Annotated in this window: 22 protein-coding genes and 1 pseudogene; 9 read left to right on the top strand and 14 right to left on the bottom strand. The window is 29.9% G+C overall.

Annotated features, from left to right (window positions below):
* From BTO07_RS11585 to panB, 4 genes are all read right to left on the bottom strand, one after another.
* On the bottom strand, positions 1-387 hold the full coding sequence (locus BTO07_RS11585) for a VOC family protein (RefSeq protein ID WP_087521382.1): 387 nt from the start codon (positions 385-387) through the stop codon (positions 1-3).
* A gap of 1 nt (position 388) precedes the next feature.
* Positions 389-847, bottom strand: coding sequence for a DUF1801 domain-containing protein (locus tag BTO07_RS11580; protein ID WP_087521381.1), 459 nt, complete (start codon positions 845-847; stop codon positions 389-391).
* Positions 848-872: 25 nt separating this feature from the next.
* Entirely contained in the window at positions 873-1,811 is a 939-nt protein-coding gene (locus BTO07_RS11575) for a 2-hydroxyacid dehydrogenase (protein WP_087521380.1), read from the bottom strand.
* Between the two features lie 375 nt (positions 1,812-2,186).
* A complete protein-coding gene (gene panB / locus BTO07_RS11565) occupies positions 2,187-3,005 on the bottom strand; it encodes a 3-methyl-2-oxobutanoate hydroxymethyltransferase (RefSeq protein WP_087521378.1) in 819 nt (272 codons plus the stop codon).
* Between the two features lie 300 nt (positions 3,006-3,305).
* Here panB and BTO07_RS11560 point away from each other — a divergent pair, with 300 nt between their 5' ends.
* The 3 genes from BTO07_RS11560 (at position 3,306) to BTO07_RS11550 (ending at position 4,969) form a co-directional block, all read left to right on the top strand.
* Complete coding sequence (locus BTO07_RS11560) at positions 3,306-3,872, top strand: sigma-70 family RNA polymerase sigma factor (protein WP_087521377.1); 567 nt, start codon at positions 3,306-3,308, stop codon at positions 3,870-3,872.
* A 3-nt stretch (positions 3,873-3,875) separates the two neighbouring features.
* The gene (locus tag BTO07_RS11555) at positions 3,876-4,139 is read left to right on the top strand and encodes a hypothetical protein (protein ID WP_087521376.1); all 264 of its coding nucleotides are present in this window, start codon (positions 3,876-3,878) and stop codon (positions 4,137-4,139) included.
* Positions 4,140-4,327: 188 nt separating this feature from the next.
* Positions 4,328-4,969, top strand: a complete 642-nt coding sequence (locus BTO07_RS11550; protein WP_087521375.1) for an O-methyltransferase — start codon at positions 4,328-4,330, stop codon at positions 4,967-4,969.
* A 225-nt stretch (positions 4,970-5,194) separates the two neighbouring features.
* On the opposite strand, the gene BTO07_RS11545 is transcribed toward BTO07_RS11550, so the two are convergent.
* Both BTO07_RS11545 and BTO07_RS11540 read right to left on the bottom strand, forming a co-directional pair.
* Positions 5,195-6,298, bottom strand: coding sequence for a glycoside hydrolase family 53 protein (locus BTO07_RS11545; RefSeq protein ID WP_087521374.1), 1,104 nt, complete (start codon positions 6,296-6,298; stop codon positions 5,195-5,197).
* Between the two features lie 2 nt (positions 6,299-6,300).
* Positions 6,301-6,615 (bottom strand): Sec-independent protein translocase subunit TatA/TatB, encoded by a 315-nt coding sequence (locus tag BTO07_RS11540; protein WP_087521373.1) that lies wholly within the window; start codon positions 6,613-6,615, stop codon positions 6,301-6,303.
* 494 nt (positions 6,616-7,109) lie between these two features.
* On the opposite strand from BTO07_RS11540, the gene BTO07_RS11535 reads away from it, so the two are divergent.
* Complete coding sequence (locus BTO07_RS11535) at positions 7,110-7,709, top strand: hypothetical protein (RefSeq protein WP_087521372.1); 600 nt, start codon at positions 7,110-7,112, stop codon at positions 7,707-7,709.
* Positions 7,710-7,810: 101 nt separating this feature from the next.
* Here the strand turns inward: BTO07_RS11535 and BTO07_RS11530 are convergent.
* A pseudogene (locus tag BTO07_RS11530) lies at positions 7,811-8,265 on the bottom strand (RNA methyltransferase).
* Between the two features lie 168 nt (positions 8,266-8,433).
* Positions 8,434-11,043, bottom strand: coding sequence for a DNA mismatch repair protein MutS (mutS, locus tag BTO07_RS11525; protein ID WP_087521371.1), 2,610 nt, complete (start codon positions 11,041-11,043; stop codon positions 8,434-8,436).
* Between the two features lie 88 nt (positions 11,044-11,131).
* Here mutS and BTO07_RS11520 point away from each other — a divergent pair, with 88 nt between their 5' ends.
* A complete protein-coding gene (locus tag BTO07_RS11520; protein WP_087521370.1) occupies positions 11,132-11,665 on the top strand; it encodes an RNA methyltransferase in 534 nt (177 codons plus the stop codon).
* A gap of 213 nt (positions 11,666-11,878) precedes the next feature.
* Positions 11,879-14,413, top strand: coding sequence for a response regulator (locus BTO07_RS11515; RefSeq protein ID WP_157663334.1), 2,535 nt, complete (start codon positions 11,879-11,881; stop codon positions 14,411-14,413).
* A gap of 194 nt (positions 14,414-14,607) precedes the next feature.
* On the opposite strand, the gene mgtE is transcribed toward BTO07_RS11515, so the two are convergent.
* From mgtE to BTO07_RS11495, 4 genes are read right to left on the bottom strand one after another with little or no spacing between them, the layout of a single operon-like run.
* Positions 14,608-15,957: a magnesium transporter gene (gene mgtE / locus BTO07_RS11510; protein ID WP_087521368.1), complete on the bottom strand. Its 1,350-nt coding sequence runs from the start codon at positions 15,955-15,957 to the stop codon at positions 14,608-14,610.
* Positions 15,947-16,750 carry a 16S rRNA (adenine(1518)-N(6)/adenine(1519)-N(6))-dimethyltransferase RsmA gene (gene rsmA, locus BTO07_RS11505; RefSeq protein WP_087521367.1) on the bottom strand — a complete coding sequence of 268 codons (804 nt, stop codon included), beginning with the start codon at positions 16,748-16,750 and terminating at the stop codon, positions 15,947-15,949. The genes mgtE and rsmA overlap by 11 nt, the downstream gene beginning before the upstream one ends.
* Positions 16,751-16,809: 59 nt before the next feature.
* Positions 16,810-17,139 carry a DUF4286 family protein gene (locus BTO07_RS11500; RefSeq protein WP_087521366.1) on the bottom strand — a complete coding sequence of 110 codons (330 nt, stop codon included), beginning with the start codon at positions 17,137-17,139 and terminating at the stop codon, positions 16,810-16,812.
* Between the two features lie 41 nt (positions 17,140-17,180).
* Entirely contained in the window at positions 17,181-18,881 is a 1,701-nt protein-coding gene (locus BTO07_RS11495) for a tetratricopeptide repeat protein (protein WP_232457022.1), read from the bottom strand.
* 288 nt (positions 18,882-19,169) lie between these two features.
* On the opposite strand from BTO07_RS11495, the gene BTO07_RS17445 reads away from it, so the two are divergent.
* Positions 19,170-19,313, top strand: a complete 144-nt coding sequence (locus tag BTO07_RS17445; RefSeq protein WP_198342457.1) for a hypothetical protein — start codon at positions 19,170-19,172, stop codon at positions 19,311-19,313.
* 125 nt (positions 19,314-19,438) lie between these two features.
* On the opposite strand, the gene serS is transcribed toward BTO07_RS17445, so the two are convergent.
* Both serS and BTO07_RS11485 read right to left on the bottom strand, forming a co-directional pair.
* Positions 19,439-20,713: a serine--tRNA ligase gene (gene serS / locus BTO07_RS11490; protein WP_087521364.1), complete on the bottom strand. Its 1,275-nt coding sequence runs from the start codon at positions 20,711-20,713 to the stop codon at positions 19,439-19,441.
* A gap of 263 nt (positions 20,714-20,976) precedes the next feature.
* Complete coding sequence (locus BTO07_RS11485) at positions 20,977-21,909, bottom strand: bifunctional riboflavin kinase/FAD synthetase (protein ID WP_087521363.1); 933 nt, start codon at positions 21,907-21,909, stop codon at positions 20,977-20,979.
* A 193-nt stretch (positions 21,910-22,102) separates the two neighbouring features.
* Here BTO07_RS11485 and BTO07_RS11480 point away from each other — a divergent pair, with 193 nt between their 5' ends.
* Together BTO07_RS11480 and BTO07_RS11475 are read left to right on the top strand one after the other, a co-directional pair.
* Positions 22,103-24,829, top strand: coding sequence for a TonB-dependent receptor (locus BTO07_RS11480; protein WP_087521362.1), 2,727 nt, complete (start codon positions 22,103-22,105; stop codon positions 24,827-24,829).
* A 14-nt stretch (positions 24,830-24,843) separates the two neighbouring features.
* Positions 24,844-26,316: an SGNH/GDSL hydrolase family protein gene (locus BTO07_RS11475; RefSeq protein ID WP_087521361.1), complete on the top strand. Its 1,473-nt coding sequence runs from the start codon at positions 24,844-24,846 to the stop codon at positions 26,314-26,316.
* The last annotated feature ends 36 nt before the right edge of the window (positions 26,317-26,352 follow it).

Below are 26,352 nucleotides of genomic sequence, written 5' to 3'. Positions count from 1 at the left end.
TTACTCAAAAGCTTTGTCTATTGGTTCCCAAAGTTCAATTTTATTTCCCTCATTGTCTAAAATCCAACCAAATTTACCATAATCATATTCTTGCATTTCACCAACAATGGTAACTCCTTCTTTTTTGAGTTCTTTTAATAATTCTACCAAATTTTCAACTCTATAGTTAAACATAAAGTCTTTTTTTGAAGGTTCAAAATAATCGGTGTCTTTTGCAAACGGACTCCATTGCGTAGAGCATTTATTTCCATCTTTATCTTTCCACCAAAAAGTACAGCCCCAATCATCTGTATTAAAACCTAAGTGATTTTTATACCATTCTTTAGCCGCTTTAGAATCTTCAGATTTAAAAAATAAACCACCAATTCCTGTTACTCTATTTTTCATTTTATTTCTTTTTGATATTCGTTTCGTAGACTTTTATCCATTCTTTAAGGGTAATTTTTTGTGATAATTCAGCAATTAAATCAAAAGGAATTTCCTCTAGTTTTTTAAAACGGACACAACTTTTACCCATATCTAATTTTCGAGAACTATGTTTTGGATATTCTTTTACAAACCAATTATGAATTTCTGGAATTGCATAAATACCCATATGATATAAATTCACAGAATTTTTTTGAGAAGCAAAACTCATAAAAGGCAAAGGTTCTTTTTTGTTACAATGATAACCATCTGGATACATAGCATGTGGAACATAATAACTAATCATTCCATATTGAATACCTTCTTCAAAACCTTTTGGTAGATTTTCTGTAATAGTTTTCTGTAACTTTTTAAGAGTTTCTTTACGCTCTTGTGGAGCTTGGTCTATATAATCTTTAGGGGAATTAATTTTAGGGAGCATAACATCATTTTTAGATGCCTACAAGTTAATAAAATTTTGCTTTAATTTTATCTACAATCGTTTGTGCTAATCTTTCTTTGCTTTCAATTGTCCAACCAGCAACGTGTGGAGACAATAAAACATTCTCAGAATCAATTAAATATTTAAAAGCTTCTGGCATTTTATCATCAGAAAAAAGATTTTCGAAAGATGCTTTTTCATATTCTAAAACATCTAAACCAGCTCCTAATATTTTATCTGATTGTAAGGCAGAAACTAAATCTTTAGTAACAACAGATTTTCCACGAGCAGTATTTATCAACCAAAAAGATTTTTTAAAACCATTGATAAAATCTGTATTTATCATGTTTTTAGTGAGTTCAGTTTGTGGTGTGTGTAAACTTAAAACATCAGCTTTTTCTTGCAATTCAGATAAAGAAACTTGTTTGCAATTAGCATCACCAACATTTGGTTTTATATCGTAGCACAAAACTTCAACATCAAAACCACGAAGTTTTTTAGCGAAAGATTTCCCCATATTTCCATAACCAATTAAACCAACTGTTCGTCCATCTAGTTCAATTCCACGATTTTCTTCACGTAACCATTTTCCGTTTCTAACTTCTTTATCAGCTTTATTAAGGTTATTAAAAAGAGATAATAACATTCCTAAAGAATGTTCTCCAACTGCGTTTCTATTTCCTTCAGGAGCCGCAATTAAAGTAATTCCTTTGCTTTCTGCATACTCACAGTCTATGTTTTCTAAACCAGCACCAACGCGCCCAATAAACTTTAAATTTGATGCTTTGTCTAGGAAATCTTTATCAATAGAAAATCGACTTCTAATTATAAAACCATCATATAAATGAATTTTATTTTCAATGTCAGATTTTGAGGAAGTATAATCTTCATCATTAGTATAACCTAAATCATTTAGTTGATTTATTAAAAGTGAGTGATTGGAATCTAAGTGGAGAACTTTCATTTGTAATATTATTTGTTTGACTACATAGAGACATAGTCAACATAGATTTTGTGTTTATAATCTTATTAAGTCAGAAGTAATTGATTTCATAAAATCATTTTCGCCATTTTCCAATGATTAATAATAAAGCCATAATTGGAAATAAATAAAAAGCGTAAAACTTAAAAAATTTTAAAAAAAACTTAAAAATGGGAGCAAATGAATTATTTCTATCTTCTGTTAAGTGAAATACTTTTTTTGATAAAAAATTAAAACATATTCGAACAAATGGAATTAATAATAGATAAATTATAGTGAAAAAAACTTTTTCTATTAATAATTCCATTTACTTATTTGCTATAAATTCCTTCTCTTTGGGAAGGTTACAATGGGCTATTAATACTGTTCTTTTTCATTCGGGAAATCACCACTCTTTACATCATTTTTATAACTTTCAAAAGCACCAGTCATATCCTTATATAAATCTAAATATCTACGTAAAAAACGAGGATTAAATTCATGTGTCATTCCAATCATGTCATGGGTAACTAAAACTTGTCCATCAACACCATTTCCAGCGCCAATTCCAATTACAGGAATCGTTAATGCATCCGCTACTTTTTTAGCTAATTTTGCAGGTACTTTTTCTAAAACTAAAGCAAAACAACCAATTTTTTCTAATAATAAAGCATCTTTCATTAGTTTTTCTGCTTCCTCTTCTTCTTTAGCTCTTACAGTAAATGTACCGAATTTATATATAGATTGTGGTGTTAAACCTAAATGTCCCATTACAGGAATTCCAGCATTTAAAATTCTTTTTATAGAATTCTTAACTTCTTTACCACCTTCTAATTTTATAGAATGACCACCACTTTCTTTCATTATTCTAATAGCAGAACGTAAAGCTTCTTTAGGGTCAGATTGATAACTACCAAAAGGCAAATCTACCACCACTAAACATCTGTCTATTGCTCTTACTACTGAACTTGCATGATAAATCATTTGATCTAATGTAATTGGCAATGTAGTTTTATGACCAGCCATCACATTAGATGCTGAATCGCCAACTAAAAGAACGTCAATTCCTGCTCCGTCTAAAATTTTGGCCATTGTAAAATCATAAGCAGTTAACATAGAGATTTTCTCTCCATTCATCTTCATATCTCCTAGAGATTTTACAGTAACTTTTTTATATTCTTTCTTTGGTAATGACATACTTCTTATTTTTATAATGATGTAAATGTAAGAAAAAGCAGTAGATATTAAACAAGTTAATATTCCGTTAATCTTAAGTAATAAAAAAAAAGAAATTTAAATTTTAGTTAGTTATAATTTAAACGCTATATAAGCTCTATTTAAAAGGGAATTTCAACCATTGTGTTGCTAATTAATTTCAGTTATTTAATGATAAAGGAACGTGGAAAATTATTTATTTAGTAGATATGAGGAGAAGAGAAAATTGTAAGTAGTCTAATCTAATAAAAAATAGCGTTATATTTGATTTTTATTTCTAAAATGGCAGAAGAGCAAGTTTTATTAAATACGGACAAATGGATAGATAATTATGCAGATTATATGTATAATTATGCAGTTGTACGTGTAAATGATAGTGATTTAGCTAAAGATTTGGTACAAGATACATTTTTTGCAGGTTTAAAATCTGCTAAAAATTTTCAAGGAAAGTCTACAGAAAGAACTTGGTTAATATCTATTTTAAAAAGAAAGATAATAGATCATTATAGAAAAATAAATTCTAAAAAAGGACAAGCTGAAGTTAGAATAAATTTTTACGATGATGGTGAAAATGAAGGAAACTGGTTAGAAGAAAGAGTACCTCAGAGTTGGGATAATCAATCTGAAAAATCAATTGAAAATCAAGAATTAAAAAGCCAATTAGAATCTTGTATAGATGCTTTACCTGAAAAATACGCAATGGTTTTTAGGATGAAAACAATACAAGAGTTTGAAACTGAAGAAATTTGTAAGGAGTTAGACATAACAGCGTCAAACTTATGGGTTATCATTCATAGAGCAAGAACACAGCTTAGAAAATGTATGGAAGATAACTGGTTTAATAATTAAAAAATGTTTAAAAGTTTAAAAATTACTTGCGATCAAGCTACAACCATATGTGATAAAAGTCAATATGGTGCTTCTACGTTACTAGATAAAGTGAAATTAAATATTCATTTTTTAGGATGTAAAGTTTGTTCTCTATACACTAAGCAAAATTCTATGCTTACAAGATTATATAAAGGGCATGCAAAAAATTGTAAAGGAACTAAGGCATGTATGAGTAAAGAAGATAAAGAAGCTCTTAAAAAAGAGTTAGAAAAAATAAAGGCATAAAAATATTTTGGTGGTTTTTAGAAAACCACATTTTTGATTTTTTGTTAGATTGAAACGGAATTTATAGAAATATAGATTCCGTTTTTTTGTACTTTTGAGTCTTATATTATTAGATAGTTTGATTTAGAGATTTCTAGACAAAATTTCTAATCATTTAATGATCTAACCGTCTAAAATTCTTTAATAAAATGCATTTTTTACCAGAAAATATTGATAATTACGTTGTTGAACATTCACAACAAGAACCGGCAATTTTAAAAGAATTAAGTAGAGAAACTTGGCAGAAGGTATTAAACCCTAGAATGTTAAGCGGTGCTTTTCAAGGAAGAGTATTATCTATGATTGCAAAGTTAATTCAGCCTAAAAACATATTAGAAATAGGGACTTACACAGGGTATTCTGCTTTGTGTTTAGCTGAAGGACTGCATAAGGAAGGAAAGATTTTTACAATTGATAAAAACGAGGAATTAGAAACACTCCAGAATAAATATTTCGAAAAATCTGGTTATAGAAATCAAATAGAACAGTTTGTTGGTAATGCTTTAGAAATAATACCAACAATTGATGCCAAATTTGATCTCGTTTTTATTGATGCAGACAAATCTAATTACATTAATTATTTTCATTTAATGATTGATAAAATGAATCCTGGAGGAATTATTTTGTCTGATAATGTACTTTGGAGCGGAAAGGTTGTTGAAAAATTAGATCCAAAAGACAAAGACACAAAAGTACTTTTAGAGTATAATAAACTACTTAATACTGATGATAGAATTGAAACCGTTCTATTACCAATTAGAGATGGATTAACAATTAGTAGAGTTAAATAATATTTGTTTTTTGTCATTCCTGCGCAGGCAGGAATTCAAACTAAATTACTTATTTTCATTTTGATAAGACGCTGTCAATTCGAGTGAATTATTCGATTGAAATGAGGGAAATTTGTATCGAGAATAAGAGTTTTAGTTATTGTATAAATTTCTTTTCACTAAAGTAGAATTGTGTCTTTAAGAAATTATAAATTCCTGTATTCGCAGGAATGACAGACTCAAGAATTAATCTTTAAAAACTTCTAAAGCAGGAGTAGCTTTTAAATTAAAATCAAATAAAGCTTGATTTTCCCATGAAGAACCATCTGTAGCAATTTTGCCATTATAAGCAACCCATTCTGCACCCCAATATCCAAAACCTATACCTTTTTTTAACGATTTTATGATCGTCTTTATTTCTTGTAAATATTTTTTTTGACCTTCTAAAGTTGCAAGAAATTGTGGGTAAATTATTTGAGAATTATCACCAATAACATTGTTTGTATTGTCGTTCCAATCTAAAGTAAAAGGATAAGAAGTTTCTGCTAAAACAATATTTTGAGCGTAGTTATTATCTAAAATTTGAAGCTGATTTTTAAATATATTTAAATCTTTTCCGTGCCATTTTGGGTAATATGAAACACCAATTAAATCGTAATCTAAAGGTTTTATAAGATCAAAAAACCAAGAAGCATTTTTAGAATCTGCTTTATGAATCATAATTTTAGTTTCTGAATTATGGTTTCTTACAGCAGAAATTCCTTTTTCTAAAAGCGCTAAAAATTGCGTTTTATTAGCACCAATATCTCCAATAGGAAGCAGTATTCCTGGATCAATTTCGTTACCAATTTGAATAATATCGGGTTCAATATTCTTCATGATTTTAGAAGTATATTTATAAACACTGTCTTTTAAAACAGCAAAAGAAGCATTTTCCCAAGCTTTAGGAATCGCTTGATTTGCTGGATCTGCCCAAGTATCTGAATAATGAACAGTTAACCAAACTTTAAAATCTAAACTTTTTAATTCTTTAGAAAAAGCTTCAACCTCTTTAAAACTTGCGTGTTCATCTTTGGGCGAATGCCATAAACGCAAACGAATTGTATTGACTCCGTTTTCTTTTAAAATCTGTAAAAAGTTTCTTTGAGTTCCGTTTCTGTTGTAAAAAGTAAGTCCTTTTTTTTGAATTGTTGGGTAATAAGAAATATCTACTGCATTATAAAAAGTATCTGTAACAGGAACGATAATTTCTACATCTTCGTTTTCGTCTAAAACAAGCGTAGTAGTATTTTTACAAGAAATAAGTAGTATTAAAAAAAATAAAAGTTGATATTTTACCGAACTTTTCAACGTTAAAAATTACGTTTTATAGGACCCGTAAGGTCATCAATATTATCTTTTACCTTAGACATTTCTTTTTTAACTCTTTTAAAGTCTTCACTAATGCCTTTGTTTAGATCTTTGGTAATATCAGTATCAATTCCGTTTTTTTCAGAACTGTCTTTAATTTCTTTTTTAATATCGTTTGTTGCATCTTTTACTTGACGGATACCTTTACCTAAACCTCTAGCAATTTCAGGAATTTTATCTGCACCAAAAACCATAACTACGATTAACATAATTACCATTATTTCTGGACCACTAATAAATAAAAGAATAGAATTCATATTGCAAATATAATTACTTTTTAAACAACAGACTTCTATCTTATTTATTTTAATTAATACACCAATAAATATAATTTTGAAAGCACCAATAAATGGTTTGTTTTAAAGTTTCCATTTTGGACTAACTGAAAGTAGTGAGTCATCTCACTATTTTCAGTGAAGTAAAAATTTCACTGTTTTCAGGGATTGACAAGTGTGTTTTTATAGTTTAGTTTTGCTGAAAAATAAATTGCTAAAAAAAAATAGGTAAAAGGAAAAGAAACTTACCATTTCATGTCAAAAAATGTGAAAGCTAAAAAAAGACATTAAAAATAGTTAGACGAGTTTATATCCTGAAAATTGAAAGAGTAGGGGAAATTGAAGTTAATAATAATAATAATAATGGAAATAACAGAAAGTGATTTTAATATTTGGTCAGTATTACTACAAGCAATAAGTATATTTTGTTTTGTACTGATAATTTACTTGATATTTAAATATATAAAAAGAAAAAAATGAAAAGAATAATATTTATATTAGTTATTTCATTATCACTTTTATCTTGTGATAGTGATTTTAAAGAAGAGAGTCTATTAACTAAAGAGCAGTTAGAAACTTTTATAAAGAATAAGAACCCAAATTATGTTTTTCATAAAAATTTAGCTAAAAGTAATACAAAACTAGTAGAACCAATTCATTTTAATAATTTATTAGAATTAGACAATTTTATTAACGAAATAGAGGAAAGTAAATCAAATGCAGAAGAAGGAAAACATCTTTTAACATACGATAATGATAACGAGTTATTTAATGGGGGATCAGGTGCAAATATTCCTGGTTTATTTAGGATACAAAGATGGAGAGGGTTTTATTATCATAATACAACTTTTTTTGTTGATGAAAGTTGTAATGGAACTCAATTGAAAAGTTTTTTAAGTGGTTTTACACTAGGAGTATCTTATAGCGAGAATTCTAGTAAACTTACCAAGAATTATCCACATATAAGTTATACAGTTTCGGGAGTAATTGATTACTCTATAGTTGTTCAAGGTATTGGAACATATTATAGTGAGTATGTTAATTATTCTGGTACACATGATTGTCCAGGAATATAATTAGATTATAGTTAACCGAATGTTACTTTTTTGCTAACATTCGGTTAATTTCTTTTTTAATATTGTCTGATAAAGTGTAATTTGAATAATTTCGAGATATCCTAAAAATTTAATTTAGCTTGCCTATCGTACATAATAATGCTTCCTGCAACAGATACATTTAAACTCAACTCAGATTTAAATTTTACTAAATGATGCGATTTTTCAATAGCAATTTTAGACATTCCATGATCTTCTGCACCTAATAAATAAACACAACGTCTAGGATGCTCAAAAGTTTCTAATTGTACCGCTTTTTCATCTAATTCTACACCAACTAACATAGCGCCTTTTGGCAAGTTGTTAAAGAAATCTTCAAAAGTTTTGTAATGAAAATAAGGCATTGCACCAGTTGCTTTATGAGTGTCGCAGGCTTGTTTTGCATAGCGATTACCAATGGTAAAAATAAAACTAGCACCCATATTTTGAGCAGAACGCCATAATACTCCTAAGTTTTCAGGTGTTTTCCATTTTGAATTCCAATTCCAAAAAAACCTTGTTCTAAATTGTTTACCATTACTTTTTTTCTTTTTCACCCAGATTTGTCATTTCGACCTTGTGGAGAAATCTAACAAAAAAAATATTAATTAAGATTTCTCAACTACGTTTCTCTTCGTTCGAAATGACAAAATAAATAGTTTAAGATTTCTCAATTCCACTTTGTTTCATTCGAAATGACAGTGTATTATTTCTTAATCAACATTCGCTTAATTTCATTCAATTTCATAAGCGCTTCAATGGGTGTTAAAGTATCAATATTTGTAGCAAGAATTTCTTCTTTAATGTTTTCTAACAAAGGATCATCTAACTGAAAAAAGCTAAGTTGCATTTCCTCATGTTGCTCATGTTTTAAAACGTCTTTTACTTCCGTGTTTTTATTACTTTTTTCTAGTTTAGCGAGTATTTTATTCGCTCTATGAATCACCATATTTGGCATTCCAGCAAGTTTAGCAACATGAATACCAAAACTATGATTAGAACCTCCAGAAACCAATTTACGTAAGAAAATAATAGTGTCTTTTAATTCTTTTACAGACACATTAAAGTTTTTAATACGCTCAAAAGTGGCTGTCATTTCATTCAATTCATGATAATGCGTAGCAAACAATGTTTTTGCTCTAGAAGGATGCTCATGTAAGAACTCAGAAATGGCCCAAGCAATAGAAATTCCGTCATACGTAGAAGTTCCACGACCAATTTCATCTAAAAGAACCAAACTACGCTCAGAAAGGTTATTTAAGATCGATGCAGTTTCATTCATTTCTACCATAAAAGTAGATTCGCCCATAGAAATATTATCACTTGCACCAACACGCGTAAAAATTTTATCTACAATACCAATTTTTGCATTTTGAGCAGGCACATAACTTCCCATTTGTGCTAATAAAACAATCAATGCTGTTTGCCTTAAAATAGCAGATTTACCAGACATATTGGGTCCAGTAATCATAATTATTTGTTGTTGATTTCTATTTAAAACAACATCATTTGCAATATAAGTTTGGTCTATTGGCAACTGTTTTTCTATAACAGGATGACGACCGTTTTTAATCTCTAAATCTGTGCTTTCATCCATAATCGGACGCACATAATTGTTATCAATTGCTAAAACTGAAAAAGACAGTAAACAATCAATTTTTGCAATAATTTGCGCATTTTCCTGTACAATTTGTACAAATTGAATGATATATTGTAATAATTTAGAAAATATTTCTTGTTCTAGTTTGGCTATTTTTTCTTCAGCACCTAAAATTTTGGTTTCGTATTCTTTTAATTCTTCAGTAATATAACGCTCTGCATTTACCAAAGTTTGTTTACGAATCCATTCTTCAGGAACTTTGTCTTTATGAGAATTTCTAACTTCTATGTAATACCCAAAAACATTGTTGAAAGAAATCTTTAAACTTGTAATTCCCGTTCGTTCAACTTCACGCTTTAACATGTTGTCTAAATACTCTTTCCCTGAGTTAGAAATTGCGCGTAAATCGTCTAATTCTTGATGAACGCCAGTAGCAATTGCATTTCCTTTATTGATGTTTACAGGTGCATCATCAAACAAAGTTTCATTAATTTTTTCAATTAAATCTTGGCAAGTATGCAGCTGATTACCTAGTTTGTTTACAGCGTTATTTTTACTTTTTTCTGCGGATGATTTTATCGGAAGAATCGCCTTTAAAGAATCTTTTAGTAAGACAATTTCTCTAGGTGAAGCTTTACCTGTGGCAACTTTAGAAATCAATCTTTCTAAATCTGATATTTGTTTTAATTGATAGGTTACCGTCTGAGAAAAATCATCAGAATCTATAAAGAATTTTACCAATTCATGACGATTTTTAATTTCGTCAATATTTTTTAAAGGAAGTGCCAACCAACGTTTTAATAAGCGTCCACCCATTGGTGAAATCGTTTTATCAATAACGTTTAAAAGTGTGACCGCATTTATAGAATTCGGATTATACAATTCTAAGTTTCTAACCGTAAAACGATCCATCCAAACATAATTATCTTCAGCAATTCTGCTGATATGTTGAATGTGTTTTAGTTGATTATGTTGCGTTTCAGACAAATAATACAACACTGCTCCGGCAGCAATAATTCCGTTTTTTAAATCCTGAATTCCAAAACCTTTTAAGCTTTTTACTTCAAAATGATTCTGTAAAGTTTCGTTTGCGTATTCCTTTTGAAAAACCCAATCGTCTAAATAAAACGTGTAATATCTGTTTTCAAAAAGCTCTAAAAACTGTTGTTTGTTTTGTTTTTGCACTAAAACTTCACTTGGAGAGAAGTTTTGCAATAACTTATCGATGTATTCTGCATTTCCTTGCGCAACCAAATATTCACCTGTAGAAACATCTAAAAATGAAATTCCGAGTTGTTTTTTATCAAAATGAACAGCCGCTAAAAAGTTGTTTGTTTTGGTTTGTAAAACTTCGTCATTTAAAGAAACTCCAGGAGTCACTAATTCTGTAACACCACGTTTTACAATGGTTTTTGTCATTTTAGGGTCTTCTAACTGATCACAAATTGCAACACGCATTCCTGCTTTTACCAATTTTGGTAAATAGGTATTTAAAGAATGATGCGGAAAACCAGCCAAAGCAGTTTCTGTTTCACTACCAGCACCACGTTTTGTTAACGTAATTCCTAAAACTCCGGCAGCTTTTTTAGCATCTTCTCCAAAAGTTTCATAAAAATCCCCTACACGAAAAAGTAACATTGCATCAGGATATCTTGTCTTGATAGCATTGTATTGTTTCATTAAAGGAGTTACCTTTTTTGGTTTCGGTTTTGCCAAGTTTTTAGAAATTTTCAGTTAGTTTTGCGAAGATAAATATTAGTAAGCAGTTTTCAGTAGCAGTTTACAGTGAACTTATTCACAAACTATGAGGAAATTAAAGAATAACGAGTTAGGTAGAATTACAGTTGATGAATTTAAGTCTGTAGAAAAAACGCCTATAATTGTGGTTTTAGACAATATTAGAAGTTTAAATAACATTGGTTCTGTTTTTAGAACGAGTGATGCCTTTTTGATAGAAAAAATCTACTTATGTGGTATTTGTGCAACTCCGCCAAATAAAGATATTCATAAAACTGCTTTGGGCGCAACAGAATCTGTAGCTTGGGAATATGTAGAAGATACGCTGACTTTAGTAGAAAAATTAAAGGCAGAAAACGTAAAAGTTTTAGCAATTGAACAAGCAGAAAATAGCACAAAACTGAATACTTTTTATCCGAAGGAAAATGAAAAGTATGCCATTGTTATGGGGAACGAAGTAAAAGGTGTGCAGCAAGAAGTTGTAAGTGCTGCCGATGTATGTTTAGAAATACCACAATTGGGTACAAAACACTCTCTAAATATCTCAGTAACAACAGGGGTGGTTTTATGGGATTTATTTCAAAAAATGAACATATTATAGTTGTTTTTAATTCTAAAATTCTATTTTTAGGATGTTAAACAAAAAAAACATAAAAATGAATTTACAAGAAGACTATTTAGAAGAATTAGCAATGAATTTAAACCCTGGAGGAGATGATTCTGAGAATGATGATAACAGTGGTGATACTGTTATTAAAGAAAAATAATTGATTTAATACACAAACGCTCTATGGGATTAGAGCGTTTTATTTTTATGCAAAAAAAAGTATTTTTTTTACTATTCTTTGTAGGAATTTCTGCATTTTCTCAAAATCTAGATTTTGAGAAAAGTAAAGATTCTATTGCTTTATTGATGAAAGAATACAATAAAACAAATGCAACTAAATTAACTAGCAAAGCTTTTTTAGTAGCAGAAAGGACCAAGAATGACTCTTTAATTAGAAAAACCTATATTAATTTTGGTTGGATGGCTTATAAAGCCAATAAAGACTTTGCAAATGTAGCTTTAACTGAAAAAAAATTACTTCAACTTTTCAAAATAAAGAATGATTCTTTTGCTTTAGCAAAATACTATCATTTTAAAGGAACTTCTTTTGATTTTCATAATAAATCTGATAGTAGCTTTTATAATTACAGCAGATCTAAAGACTTTCATGTACTATTAAAAGATTCACTAGAAGCAGGGGTGAAATTACTTTTTATGTCTCGTATTCAGTATAGAGAAAGAGATTATTTAGGCTGTGAGAATTCTGTAGTACAAGGGTTACGATATATAGAACCTCTTGAACATTATTATTACTTAAAGAGGTTAAATAATCGTCTTGGAAATATAATGCGTATTACAGATAGGCAAATAGAAGCTAGAAAATTGTACTTAAAAGCTTTCGAAGTTAGCAATAGAAAATCAAAAGTGATCAGTAAATATAAATATGCTTTTCTATATAATCAATATGCAAAGAGTTTTGAATCTGAAGGAAATAATATAAAAGGATTAGAATTCTATAAAAAAAGTTTAGTTATTGATAGTTTGATAAATAAGTTTCCTCTTGATTATTATCAAGCATTAGATGGCTATTCTTATAATAGTTTTAAGTTAGGGAATAAAAAACTGGCAATAAAAGGATATTTAGAAGTCTTAAAGTCTAGAGAAAAGAGAAATGATAAAAAACGTTTGGTTTTTTCACATTCGCTTTTAGGAGAAGTATATGCTACTACTAAAAACGTTAAAAAAGCAATATTTCATACAAAAAAAGGGTTAGCTTTAGCTAAAGAAGTAAATAATAGCGAGCGTATTTTAGAAAACCTTTTATTGTTATCTAAATTAGTAAAAGGAGAAAAAGGAAGACAATATTTAGAAGAACATTTTATATTGAATGATAGTCTTTTTAAGCGAGAAAGATCTTTAAAAAATCAGTTTGCAAAAATTAGATATGAAACTGAAAAAAAGGACAAAGAAAACGCGGGTTTAAAAGAAGAAAATACAGAAAAACAATTGCTTTTAGAACGCGAAAAACAACAGAAAACAATTGGGTGGTTTATTGCAGGAATAAGTATTTTAGTGATTGGTTTTGGAGTAAGTATTGCTTCTAGTAGAAGAAAGAAAATTCTTTTTGATGCGAAGATGCAACAAATCGAAGCACGTGAAAAAGAGCGTCAGCAAATTGCAAAATCTTTACATGATGAGGTTGCTGGAGATATACGAATGTTACATTTAAAATTAGCAAAAACCAACCAAACAGAAGAAGCAAAAAGTTTAGATGTTATCAAAGAAAATGTTAGAAATTTATCGCATCAATTAAGTAGCGAAAGCTTTGATAAAGTGTCTTTTAAAGATCAGATCATTAATTTAATATCAGACTTTTTTGAAATCGACTTTAGAATTAAAGCAGAGAAAATAGACAGTGTAGATTGGCAAAATATTAATAATGCTATTAAAAGAACCTTGTTTTTAACAATAAGAGAAAGTGTTCAAAATGCTAAAAAACATGCAGCGGCAAAAAATGTTGTTTTAAGTTTTAGTGAAACAAAAAAGGCTGTTTTTTTAACAATTTCTGATAACGGAAAAGGTTTTAATGTTGCTGCTAAGAAAACCGGAATTGGTTTAAAAAACATGGAAAATAAAATAAGAATTTTAATTGCTGATGATCATCAACTTGTAATACAAGGAATCCTTTGTTCTTTAAAAGAAGTAGGCGATTTTGATGTAGTTACAACCGATAATTGCGATGACGCTTTTCAGTTGATAAAAAGCAACCAGAATACAAACCCATTTCAACTTTTATTTACAGATTTAAGTTTTGATAATGTTACGAGCGAAACAAATTTAGATGGAGGAGAAGAGTTGATAAAGGCCATTAAAAATAATGAATTTGATATTAAAATTGCAGTAATTACGGGTCATACAGAAACAAATAGAGTGTATAATGTAATTAGTAATTTAAACCCAAATGCGTACTTATTAAAAAGTAAATGTGATGCTGCAGAGATTGGTTTTGCTGTTCAAAAAATGTTAGCAAACGATTACTATTACACGCACGAAATTCATCAAAAAATAATGAAACGTAACATCATTCAAATTCAAATGGATGATGTTGCTATTCAGATTATTAAAGAACTTCCAAATCATCCAAAACTTGCAAATTTAGAAGGAGTGATTACAAAAGGAGATGGTTCTTTTTTAAAACTTCGCTCTATAGAAACAAAATTAGGTAGCTTAAGAGCTGATCTAAACGCAAATAATAATACAGACTTAGTTTTAAAAGCAAAAGAACTAGGCATTATAGACTAATTTTTGCTTTTGCGGAAATCCACATTTTAAACTGCGGTTTTTTACAGTTATAAAGTTAATAACTGTTATAAATTTGCAGCGTAATATTTAACCAAATACTACAAAAAGGGATTAATTGCGATATGAGATTAGGGGCTTATATCAAAAGTTAAGAGAAAAAGGAAAAAACCTTTCAGTTTTACTGAAGGGTTTTTTTATATGCCTAAAATAACCTTTGCAATCATAAAGTAAATTAAGATTCCAAAAATATCATTACTTGTAGTTATAAAAGGACCTGTTGCAATTGCAGGATCGATACCTCTTTTATTTAAAAATAAAGGAACGAAAGTACCTATTAAACCAGCTACAATAATTACGATTACTAAGGATACAGAAATTGCTAGGGCAAGATCTATTTTACCTTGATAAGCCCACACAAAAAAGAATAGTATTAGTGCTAAAATAAACCCGTTTAAAGCCGCTAAAAGCATTTCTTTAAAAAGACGACTATTTATACTTCCTTTTACATCATCGTTGGCTAAACCTTGCACAATAATAGCTGAAGATTGTACACCTACATTACCTGCCATTGCTGCAATTAAGGGGGTGAAAAAGAACAAAGCTGCATATTTTGCAAAAACACCATGAAAACCTTCCATAATTAAAAAAGCACCAATACCACCTAATAAACCTAAAAATAACCAAGGTAAACGTGCTCTTGTCAATTCAAAAATACTATCGTCAGAATCTACATCTTGTGTTAAACCAGCTGCCATTTGATAATCCTTGTCTGCTTCTTCTTTTAAGAGATCTACAATATCATCAATTGTAATTCTACCTAATAAAACGTTGTTATTATCTACAACCGGTATTGCTTCTAAATCGTACTTTGCCATAATTCTAGCAACTTCTTCATCATCTTCATTTACGTTTACAGCATCTACTTGATCTATATATATTTCTGAGATTTTTTGATCAGACTTGGCAATAATTAAATCTTTTAAAGAAAGCCTACCAATTAATTTCTCTTCTTTATCTACTACATAAATAGAATGTACTCTAGTAACATCTTTAGCTTGCCCTCTAATTCTACGCATACAGCCAGCAACCGTCCATGTTTCATAGACTTTTACCAATTCTTTTGCCATTAAAGCACCTGCAGTTTCTTCTTCGTAAGAAAGTAATTCTTTAATATCTGCTGCTAACTCATGATCATCTAACTCAGAAATTACACGTTTTTGGCGTTCTTCAGAAAGTTCACCAATAATATCTGCAGCATCATCAGAGTCCATTTCTCCAACTTCTTCTGCAATTTCTTTTGCAGATAAGTTTTCTAAGATTTTCTCACGAATATCCTCGTCTAATTCCATTAGAATTTCAGACGTTTTCTCGCTATCTAAGAGTTTGATGATATAAATTGCTTCATCAAAATTAACCTCGTCTAAAACCTCTGCAATATCTGCATAATGGACATCTTTAAATAAGGAATAAATTACCTTATCATCATTAGAGCTTATAACGTCGGATAGTTGTTCTATAAATTCATCTGTGATTTCAAATGCCATTTTCTGCTAGTTTTTGAGTCAATTCTATAAATTCATTTACAGATAATTGTTCTGGTCTTTTTGTAAAGAAAGGATCTTCTTTTAAAGAATCTGAAAGGTTAAAAGATTTTAAGCTAGAACGTAACATTTTTCTACGTTGTTGAAAAGCAGTTTTTACCACTCTAAAAAATAGTTTTTCATCAACAGGTAATGAATAATCTTCTTTTCTAACAAGTCTAATAACACCCGAATCTACTTTTGGTGGCGGATTAAAAACAGTTGGCGGAACTGTAAATAAGTATTCCACATCAAAAAAGGCTTGTGTTAAAACAGATAGAATTCCATACACTTTACTTCCTTCTTTTTCTGCGATTCTTTTTGCCACTTCTTTTTGAAACATTCCTGCAAATTCAGGAACATATTCTCTATTTTCTATTGCTTTAAAAACAATTTGAGTAGAAATATTATATGGAAAATTACCAATAATAGCTACTTGCTTTTTATTGAAAATATCTTGAATGTTTTTCTTTAAGAAATCGCCTTCTAAAATACTAAAATGTTCTGTTGAAGTATCTAACTTAATATGTTCTAAAGGAAAAGTATCATTTAAATAAGCAACAGATTCTCTGTCTAATTCCATAACAGTAACTTTTGCTTTTTTGGGCAATAAGTATTTTGTTAAAACCCCCATTCCTGGGCCAATTTCTAAAACATCATCATATCCGTTCCCCGATAAAGCATCTGCAATATCTTTTGCAATACTTTCGTCCGTTAAAAAATGTTGACCTAAATGTTTTTTTGCTTTAACTGACATGATTCTATTTTTTTTAAAGAAAAAGAAATTAAAAGAGTTGAAACGCTTTCAATTCTTTTTTAATTACTAGTATTTGTAGGATAAAACTCTTTTACCAATCTTAACTCTGTTCTAAAAGCTAACATTTTATCGCCAAATTTTTTAAGACTTTCACTACGCAATTTGTCTGCATCGTGTTTATAATAATCTTCTAAATCTTCTTTTGTATTTGCTGTGTATTGTACAGAATAAGTTCTTCCTCCCATATCTTCTTCGACCAAAACTTCAGTAAGTTTTGCAGAAGTAAATTTACCTGTATTTAATACATTAGGTATTTGAGTTTCCATCCAAGTTAACCATTCTAAATGAACAGTTTCATCGATATTTATAGTTACGTTATATATGTACATTTGTGTTGTTTAATCGTTTAATTGTAAAAATTCAAAAGTATTTAAACTTTATCACCTCTAATTTTACGGTATTTTTTTCTTGCGTCTACCAAATAAATACTGGAAGAATAGTCAAAAATAATCTTTTGATAGTATTCTGATGCCTTTTCAGGGTTTTTTAAATGATTTTTGTACAATTCTGCCAATTCGTAATACGCATCATCAATTAAAATACCTTCAGGATTTAAGGAAATTACTTTTTCGAAATTTACAATTGCAGCTTCAAATTGGTTTTGTTTGATGAATAATTGTGCTTGTTTAAAAAGCGCTTCATCTTCAATTGGCTGTCCTTTATAATCTTTATTGATAATGCTTAAAGTATCAATTGCTTGTTGTGTTTTATTCTGAAAAGCTAACAATGCTGCTTTAGAATATTGTTTTAACCCAGAAGGAATAGAATCTACAGGTTCGTTGTCTGTAATGATTAAAAAGAGCTCTAAAGCGTCGTTTGCAATCAATTGTGTTGTAGAACCTTTTAATACTTTTAATTGTGCTTTTGCCCAAGTAAAATCGCCTTTAAAATAACTTGTTTGTGCTACTTTAAAACGAGCTTGTTGTGCTAATTCGTGGTTTTTTAGTTGTGTTTGTATTTGAGAAAAGTAGATTAAAGCTTTGTTGTATTTACCTGTAAATACTAAGATATCTCCCAGTTTTAATTTTATTCTTGCTTTATCAAACTTCGACTTCGAAAATTGTAAAGCATTTTCTAAAATGGCTTTTGCTTCATTTGGTTTATTCTTTTGAAACGTTAAAAAATCAGCATAAGCAACTTGTAATTTTAACGTCTGTGTATTTTTCCCAAACTCGTTAAATAACGATTCAAATAATTTTTCAGCTTCAGAATTATTGGTAGCAACTGCAATTTTTGCGATGTATAAATTAGCCGCTATTTTTTCTTCTGATAAAGTTGATGTTTGGTTGATAAAATCGAAACACTCTTTTGCTTCCTCATAACTTTTATTCTCAAAAGCTATTTTTCCTACCCTAAAAATAGCATCTAAATCTGTTGAGTTTCTTTGATACAAAGCTTTCTCTTGAATTAGTGCTTTTCCGTAATCTTTCTGCTGTGTAAACAACCAACTTAACAACACATTCCAAATATCTTTTGGATTGCTCGCAGATTTTCTTAAAAGCGTTTTTCTGAATAAAATATTTGCTTCATTTTCAGAATCATCAGTAATATATTTACTTGTATATCTTTGAACGAGACTTAAATAATTTTCAGTTTTATCAACCAAATTAATATACGATTCAAACATTTTTTTGAAGTCGCCTTTTTCTCCATAAATCTGTGCAATCTGAAAACTATAATTAGCATTTTTATTTTCTGCCATTACTTTTTCATACGCTAAAATTGCGTTGTCTAATAAGTTGTAATCTTTAAAAACACGACTAATAATTCCTCCATAAGAAGCCCTTTTATCCAAAGAACTTAGGGCTAAATTATAATTCTTTTCTGCCAATTCTTTTAATTGTTGACGCTCGTAATTATAACCTAAATACACATATAAAAATCCTTGTTTAGGATTCTTTTTAATTTTTGATTTTAATAAATTCTCTGCTTCTAAAAATTGATCCGTTTCTTGATAACAAGAAATTAAACGACTTAAATAAGAAGTATTAAAAGGACTTTTAGAATATAATTTTTTAAAAATCTGAGTCGCTTTTTCATATTCACCTTCTCTATAATAACTTTCTCCCAATAAATAATCATTTTGGGAGTAGCTAATGCTAGTTATAGTAAGAAAAAATATAAAAATAAATGTCTTCAAAAAAAGGAGTTAAAATTATTGTTGATGTACTCTTTTAGCTAATAATAATAATAGCTTTCTGTAAACATACAAAATCCCTCTGTGAGGGTTTCATCAGAATCAAAGATACTTAAGAAATATGTTAAAATTTTATTAAAGCCATCTATTCCGAGGTGTTTCTTGTAACGTTTTGGCACGAAACTTGTCTATAGTATATATAACCAATCAAATTTTAAGATTATGAATACTTTTTCAGCACAATACGAAACTGCAAAAAACAACTCAATAGAGTTTATGAAAAACGGACAAATTAGTGCTTACTTTAATGCACTTTTAGAAATGAATAAATATAAAAGATTAATGATAGCTGTAGTTTCTAATTAGTACGCCGTTTTTTAGTCTTCAGTTTGCAGTTGCAGTAAACAGTACTCAACTATATCAAAAAGAGCTTTTACGCAAAATAGCTAACTGAAAACTGCGACTGAATACTGTAAACTGAACACTAAATATTAATCAATCATATCAAACCCACAATAAGGAACCAATACATCTGGTACTTTTATTCCGTCTGCTGTTTGGTAGTTTTCTAAGATTCCAGCCAAAACACGTGGTAAAGCCAAAGAGCTTCCGTTAAGTGTGTGTGCTAATTCGCTTTTTCCTTCTTTATTCTTAAAACGAAGTTTTAATCTATTTGCTTGAAACGTCTCAAAATTTGATGCAGAACTGATTTCTAACCATCGATCTTGCGCCGTAGAAAATACTTCAAAATCAAAAGTTAAAGCAGCTGTAAAACCAGTATCACCACCACACAAACGTAAAATTCTATAAGGTAATTTTAATTCTCTTAAAATATCTTTTATGTGTTCTACCATTCCGTTTAAAGCTTGGTAAGAATTATCTGGATGCTCAATGCGTACAATTTCTACTTTATCAAATTGATGTAATCTGTTTAAACCACGAACATGTGCACCATAACTACCTGCTTCTCTTCTAAAACAAGGCGTATAACCCGTTGCAGTTATTGGAAATTCTGATTCTTGTAACAAGTTTCCACGAAACATATTTGTAATAGGAATTTCTGCAGTAGGAATTAAATATAAATCATCTACTGTAGAATGATACATTTGTCCATCTTTATCTGGCAATTGCCCAGTTGCAGTTGCAGATTCTGTATTTACCAAATGAGGAACCTGAACTTCATTATAACCAGCTTTTGTATTTTTATCTAAAAAATAATTGATTAAAGCACGCTGAATTCTAGCACCTTTTCCTTTATAAACCGGGAAACCAGCACCCGTAATTTTATTTCCTAATTCGAAATCTATAATATCGTATTTCTTAGCTAATTCCCAGTGAGGTAATGCATTTTCTCCTAAATCAGGAATCGTTCCTTCACTAAAAATGTTCTCATTATCTTCTTCAGACTTTCCTGCTTTTACAGAAGCATGAGGAATATTCGGTATCGTATATAATAAGGTTTGTAAAGCCTCAGTAAAATCATTTAAACTTTCACCAAGTTCTTTAGATTTGTCCTTTAACTGACCCGTTTTTTCTTTTAAAAGGTTTGCTTTTTGTACTTGTCCAGATTTAAAGAAACCACCAATTTCTTTGGACAGTTTATTAGATTCCGCCAAAGTATCATCTAACTCAACTTGAGTTTTTCTTCGATTTTCATCAGCAGTTAAAACTTGCTCAATAATTGTTTCAGAATTTGCAAAATTACGTTTTGCTAATCCTTCTAAAACAGTTTCTTTGTTGTCTCTAATAAATTGTACTTGTAACATTTTTGTAGAATTTTGTAAATGCAAAGATATAATTTGTGAGATGGATTTACCACGAAATCAGAAATAAAAAAACGTGTAAAATTTTAACCAGATAAGCAAATAGAAATCATAGAATTAAAAGAAAACTAAAAATGTTTTTGGGTGTTACCACAAGGGTCAGGCTTTCACACTCGCTTTTTTTGTGAAAAAACAAAAAAGAGCTCAAACAATTGTTCAATCCTTAACGCGAAGTGCAATTCTATAAAATAAATTTATTTTAAAAATTAAGACTTACTTTTTATAAAATCTCTGGCAGTTTGTTCGTCTTTTTTAATCTGAACAATTAAAGTTTCAATAGAACTAAATTTTTCTTCATCACGTAAAAAATAAAGCAATTCTATTGTAAGGTTTTGGTTGTATAAATCGCCATTGAAATCTAAAAAATGGACTTCAATTGTTTGGTAACTACCATCTACAGTAGGTCTATTACCAATGTTCATTATTCCAAATACTTCTTTTTTATCAATCGTAGATTTTACAACATAAACACCCGTTTTAGGAATCAATTTATACGATTCTTTTACATCAATATTTGCTGTCGGATATCCAATTGTTCCTCCTAATTGTTTTCCGTTTACAACAGAACCAGTCAACATAAAATTGTAACCTAAATAGTTGTTGGCAGTTTCAATATTTCCTTCTGCCAAAGCGCGTCTTACTTTTGTAGAACTAACAGAAACGTCATCGATATCTTGTGCAGGAATTTCTTCCACCGTAAAGTCATATAAATGACTATACTCTGTTAACTGAACAATGTTTCCTTCTCTATTTTTACCAAAGTGATGATCGTAACCAATAATCAATTTCGAAATATTAAGTTGATTCACAAGAATATCACGAACAAACTCTAAAGCAGTCATTCTAGAAAATTCTTTGCTAAAAGGATGAATAATTAAGTAATCTAAACCTGTTTTTTTAAGAAGTTCTGCACGTTCTTCAATAGTGTTAATCAACTCTAAAGAATTGTCTTTTTGCAACACCATTCTTGGATGTGGAAAAAAAGTAAGTAATACCGATTTTCTATTTGCTTTTTTAGCCTCTAAAACGAGCTTCTCAATAATTTGTTGATGCCCAAAATGAACACCATCAAAAGTACCAATAGTAACGTATGTTTTTTCTGTTGTAGAAAAGTTAGAAATATTATGAATTGTGTTCAACTAAAAGTATAATTAATGATATTACAAATGTACAATAACTAGCCGTTTCTATTAATGTCTAAAAGAGTCCTTTTTTCACTTTCTTTTTGTTAAAAAGAAGTCGTTTTTTTGTTAAAATCTTAAAAAAATGACCTATTTATTGAATTATTCAAAAAATATTGTATTTTGCCGAAGTTAACAAATAATTCAAATTATGATAAAAAAGATTTTACTTCTTGCATTTATAGCTTTTGGTAGTGTTACAATGGTCGCTCAAACCACGGTTTCAGGTACAGTTAAGGATGCAAAAACAGGAGAAACGATTCCTGGGGCTAATATTAAAATTTCCAGAAAATCTGTAGGAACTAATACAGATTTTGATGGATACTTTGTATTAAAAGTAGCCGACAAACCACCTTTTACTTTAGAAATTTCTGTTTTAGGATTTCATACAGCAAAAGTAGAAATAACAAAAAACAATCAGAAAGTTGATGTTGATTTAGTAGAAAACGAAACTTCTTTAGATGAAATCGTAGTTTCTGCTTCTAGAACTCCAGAACGTATTATGGAGTCTCCAGTTACTATTGAAAGAATGGATAGTAGAGCCATTAAAAACACTTCTGCACCTAGTTTCTATGACGGACTAGAGAATTTAAAAGGAGTAGATGTTAATACAAACAGTTTAACATTTAAGTCTATTAACACTCGTGGTTTTGCTACATTTTCTAATACACGTTTTATGCAATTAGTAGATGGAATGGATAATTCATCTCCAGCTTTAAACTTTGCATTAGGTAATTTATTAGGTATGTCTGAGTTAGATGTAAAAACAGTAGAATTACTACCAGGAGCTTCTTCTGCATTATATGGTGCAAATGCTTTTAATGGTATTATGTTTATGACAAGTAAAAGTCCTTTTGAAGATCAAGGAATTAGTCTTTCTTTAAAAGGAGGAATGACGAGTCAAGAAGCTGGTGGAAACAATGAGTTTACTGATTTTAATATAAGAATGGCATATGCTTTTTCTGACAAATTTGCTGCAAAAGCAACGCTTTCTGTATTAGAGGGTACTGATTGGTTTGCAACTGATTATAGAAATACTAGAGGTGGCGAATTAGTTGCTGGTGATAGAGAGTCTGATAGAAATTATAATGGTGTTAATGTATTTGGAGATGTAGTTTCTACAAATATAAATGGTGTTGCTAAAGCTCTTGAATCTTTAGGAGTAATACCTAATGGAGCAGCTTCACTTATACCAAGTGAAAACATCAGTAGAACTGGTTATAACGAAAGAGATTTAATTGATTATGGTGTAGAAAGCGTTAAGTTTGGTGGGTCATTAAACTTCCGTCCATTTGGTGATGATCGTTTAGAGGTTATTTTGAATTCTAAATTTGGAGTTGGAACTACTCAGTATTTAGGAGGTCAAAAATATAGTATTAAAAACTTTTTTATGCAGCAGCATAAATTAGAAGTTAGAGGTAAAAACTTTTTTGTAAGAGGTTATGTGACTGATGAAGATGCAGGTGATTCATACAATACCTTATTTACAGCAATAAATATTAATAGAGCATGGAAAGATGATAACACTTGGTTTGGTCAATATACGGGTGCTTATTTACAAGGAACTTTAGGAGGTTTAACATCAGATCAAGCACATGCTTTAGGAAGACAAACTGCAGAAACTGGAAGGTATGAACCAGGTTCAGCAGAATTTAAGGCAGCTTTTAATAAAGTTACTAATGATCCAAACTTATTAACAGGTGCAAAATTTAGAGATCAAACTAAATTATATCATGGAGATGCAAATTATAATTTTCAAGATGTAATAGACTTTGCAGAGATTCAAGTAGGTACTTCTTATAGAAGATACTCTTTAAATTCTTTTGGTAATATATTTACGGATGCAGATGGTCCTATTAATTATGATGAATATGGTATTTATACACAAGCACAAAAGAAATTTTTAGAAGATGATCGTTTAAAAATAACAGCTTCTCTTCGTTATGATAAAGCACAAAATTTTGATGGTAATTTTTCACCAAGAGTTTCATTTGCTTATGCAGGAGGAGAAAATAAAAATCAAAACTTTAGAGCTTCTTTTCAAACAGGTTTTAGAAATCCAACAACTCAAGATCAATACATTGGTTTAGATGTTGGTAGTGCTATTTTAGTAGGTGGTGTTGAAGATAATATAGATAGATATTCTACAACTTTCCAAGATGCTGGAGTTAGTTATACATTAACTGGTAGAGATGCTTATGAAAATTCTTATACTGTCTCAAGTGGAGGAACTGTTAAAGCAGATGTTGCATTTGTAAAACCAGAAAAAGTAACTGCTTTTGAAGTTGGTTATAGAGGTTTGGTAAACACAGGTGCTTCTAATAGAATTACAGTAGATTTAAGTGTGTATTATAATAAATATGAAGATTTTATTGCTAATACGAACGTTATTGTACCTTACAATGCAGTTGGAGGTTTTAAAGTTTTTCAATTGTATGCAAACTCAACAGCAGATATTAGTTCTTATGGAGCAACCATCGGTTTAAACACGAAGATTTTAGATGGGTTTAATTTAGGTCTAAATTATACGCTTGCTGAATTTGAATTTGATCAAGCAGCAAACCCAGATTTTGAAGCAGGATTTAATACCCCAAAACACAAAGTAAAATTACAATTTGGAAAAACTGATTTGTTTAAAAACTTTGGTTTTAATATTAATGCAAGATGGCAAGATAAATATAGATGGGAATCTACTTTTGTAGATGCAACTATAAAATCAAGAACAGTCTTAGATGCACAAATTAATTATAGCGTTCCTTCTTGGAAATCTGTATTTAAATTAGGAGGAGCTAACTTAACAGGACAAGAGTATTTAAGTGCTCCTGGTGTAGGTGCAATTGGTTCTCAATACTACCTTTCTTGGTCAATTAATAACTAAAAAAACAAAATTTAATGAAGAATTATAAATATTTAGGATTGTTTCTTTTAACTCTTGGCTTAACATCTTGTGATGTAAACAATGAGTTGGATGCAATTCCAGAAGAAGTAGTAGCAGAGGTTCAATTAAATGCAAATGGTTTAGATTTTTCTAAATTCGTTTCTATTGGAGCTTCTTTTACTGCAGGTTATACAGATGGAGCAATGTTTAAAGCAGCTCAAGAAAATTCTTTTCCTAATATTTTGGCATCAAAATTTGGAACAGAGTTTATTCAACCTTTAATGAATGATAATATTGGAGGATTGGTTTATGGTGGAACAGCAGTTCAACCAACAAGGTTTTATTTTGATGGAGCAGGACCAGCAAGATTAGATGCTTTACCTACAACAGAACTAACAACGGTTCTTAGTGGACCATTTAATAATTTTGGTGCACCTGGAGCAAAAAGTTTTCATTTAGGAGTTGCTGGTTATGGACAATTAAATCCTTATTTTGGTAGAATGGCTTCTAGCCCTACTGCTTCAGTTATGGGAGATGTTTTAGCACAAAGTCCAACATTTTTTACATTATCAGAAATCGGTGGAAATGATGTTTTAGGATATGCACTTTCTGGAGGTTCTGGAGTAGATCAAACAGGAAACTTTGATCCAACTTCTTATGGTGTTTCAGATATTACAGACCCTAATGTTTTTGCAAGTGTTTTTAGTGGTATGGTAACTGCTTTAACAGCAAATGGAGCAAAAGGAGTGGTAGCAAACGTACCTTACATTACAGATTTAGCTAATTTTACAACCGTACCTTATAACCCAATTCCTTTAGATGCAGGAACTGCAACAGCTGTAAATACAGGTTATGCTCAATATAATGGTGGTTTGTTAGTTGCACAGTCTTATAGTATGATTGATGCTGCAGAAGTTGCTAAAAGAACAATTACTTTTGCTGCTGGTCAAAATGCAGTTGTTATAGTTGATGAAGATTTAACAGATTTATCTGCTTTAGGAATTCCTTCATATAGACAAGCAACTGCTGATGATTTATTATTATTAGCAAGTTCTGCTATTATTGGTACTTTAGCAGACCCAAGTAATGCAGCAAGTGTTTATGGTGTAGGTGTTGCCTTAGGTGACGAATGGGTATTAACACCACAAGAACAAACTAATATAAAAACAGCTACTGATGCTTACAATACAACAATAGCTGCAGTTGCTAGTTCAAACTCAAATATTGCAATGGTAGACTTTAAAGGTGTTTTATCTGAAGCTTCTACAGGAATTGCTTTTGATGGTTATACTCTAACAACTAGTTTAGTTACAGGTGGTTTAGTAAGTTTAGATGGTGTTCATTTAACTGCTAGAGGTTATGCTTTAATGGCAAATAAAATTCTTGCTTCTATGGATGCAGAGTTTGGTTCAAACTTTACAACAGCTACAGATGGTTTAGCTAAAGCAGGTGATTATCCTACAAACTATTCTCCTTTATTGAGATAAGAAAAGACAATTAAGTATATAAAAAAAAGGTTGAGA

Source organism: Polaribacter sp. SA4-12 (assembly GCF_002163675.1).
Lineage (GTDB): Bacteria > Bacteroidota > Bacteroidia > Flavobacteriales > Flavobacteriaceae > Polaribacter.
This window is presented reverse-complemented; position numbering and strand designations above follow the sequence as displayed.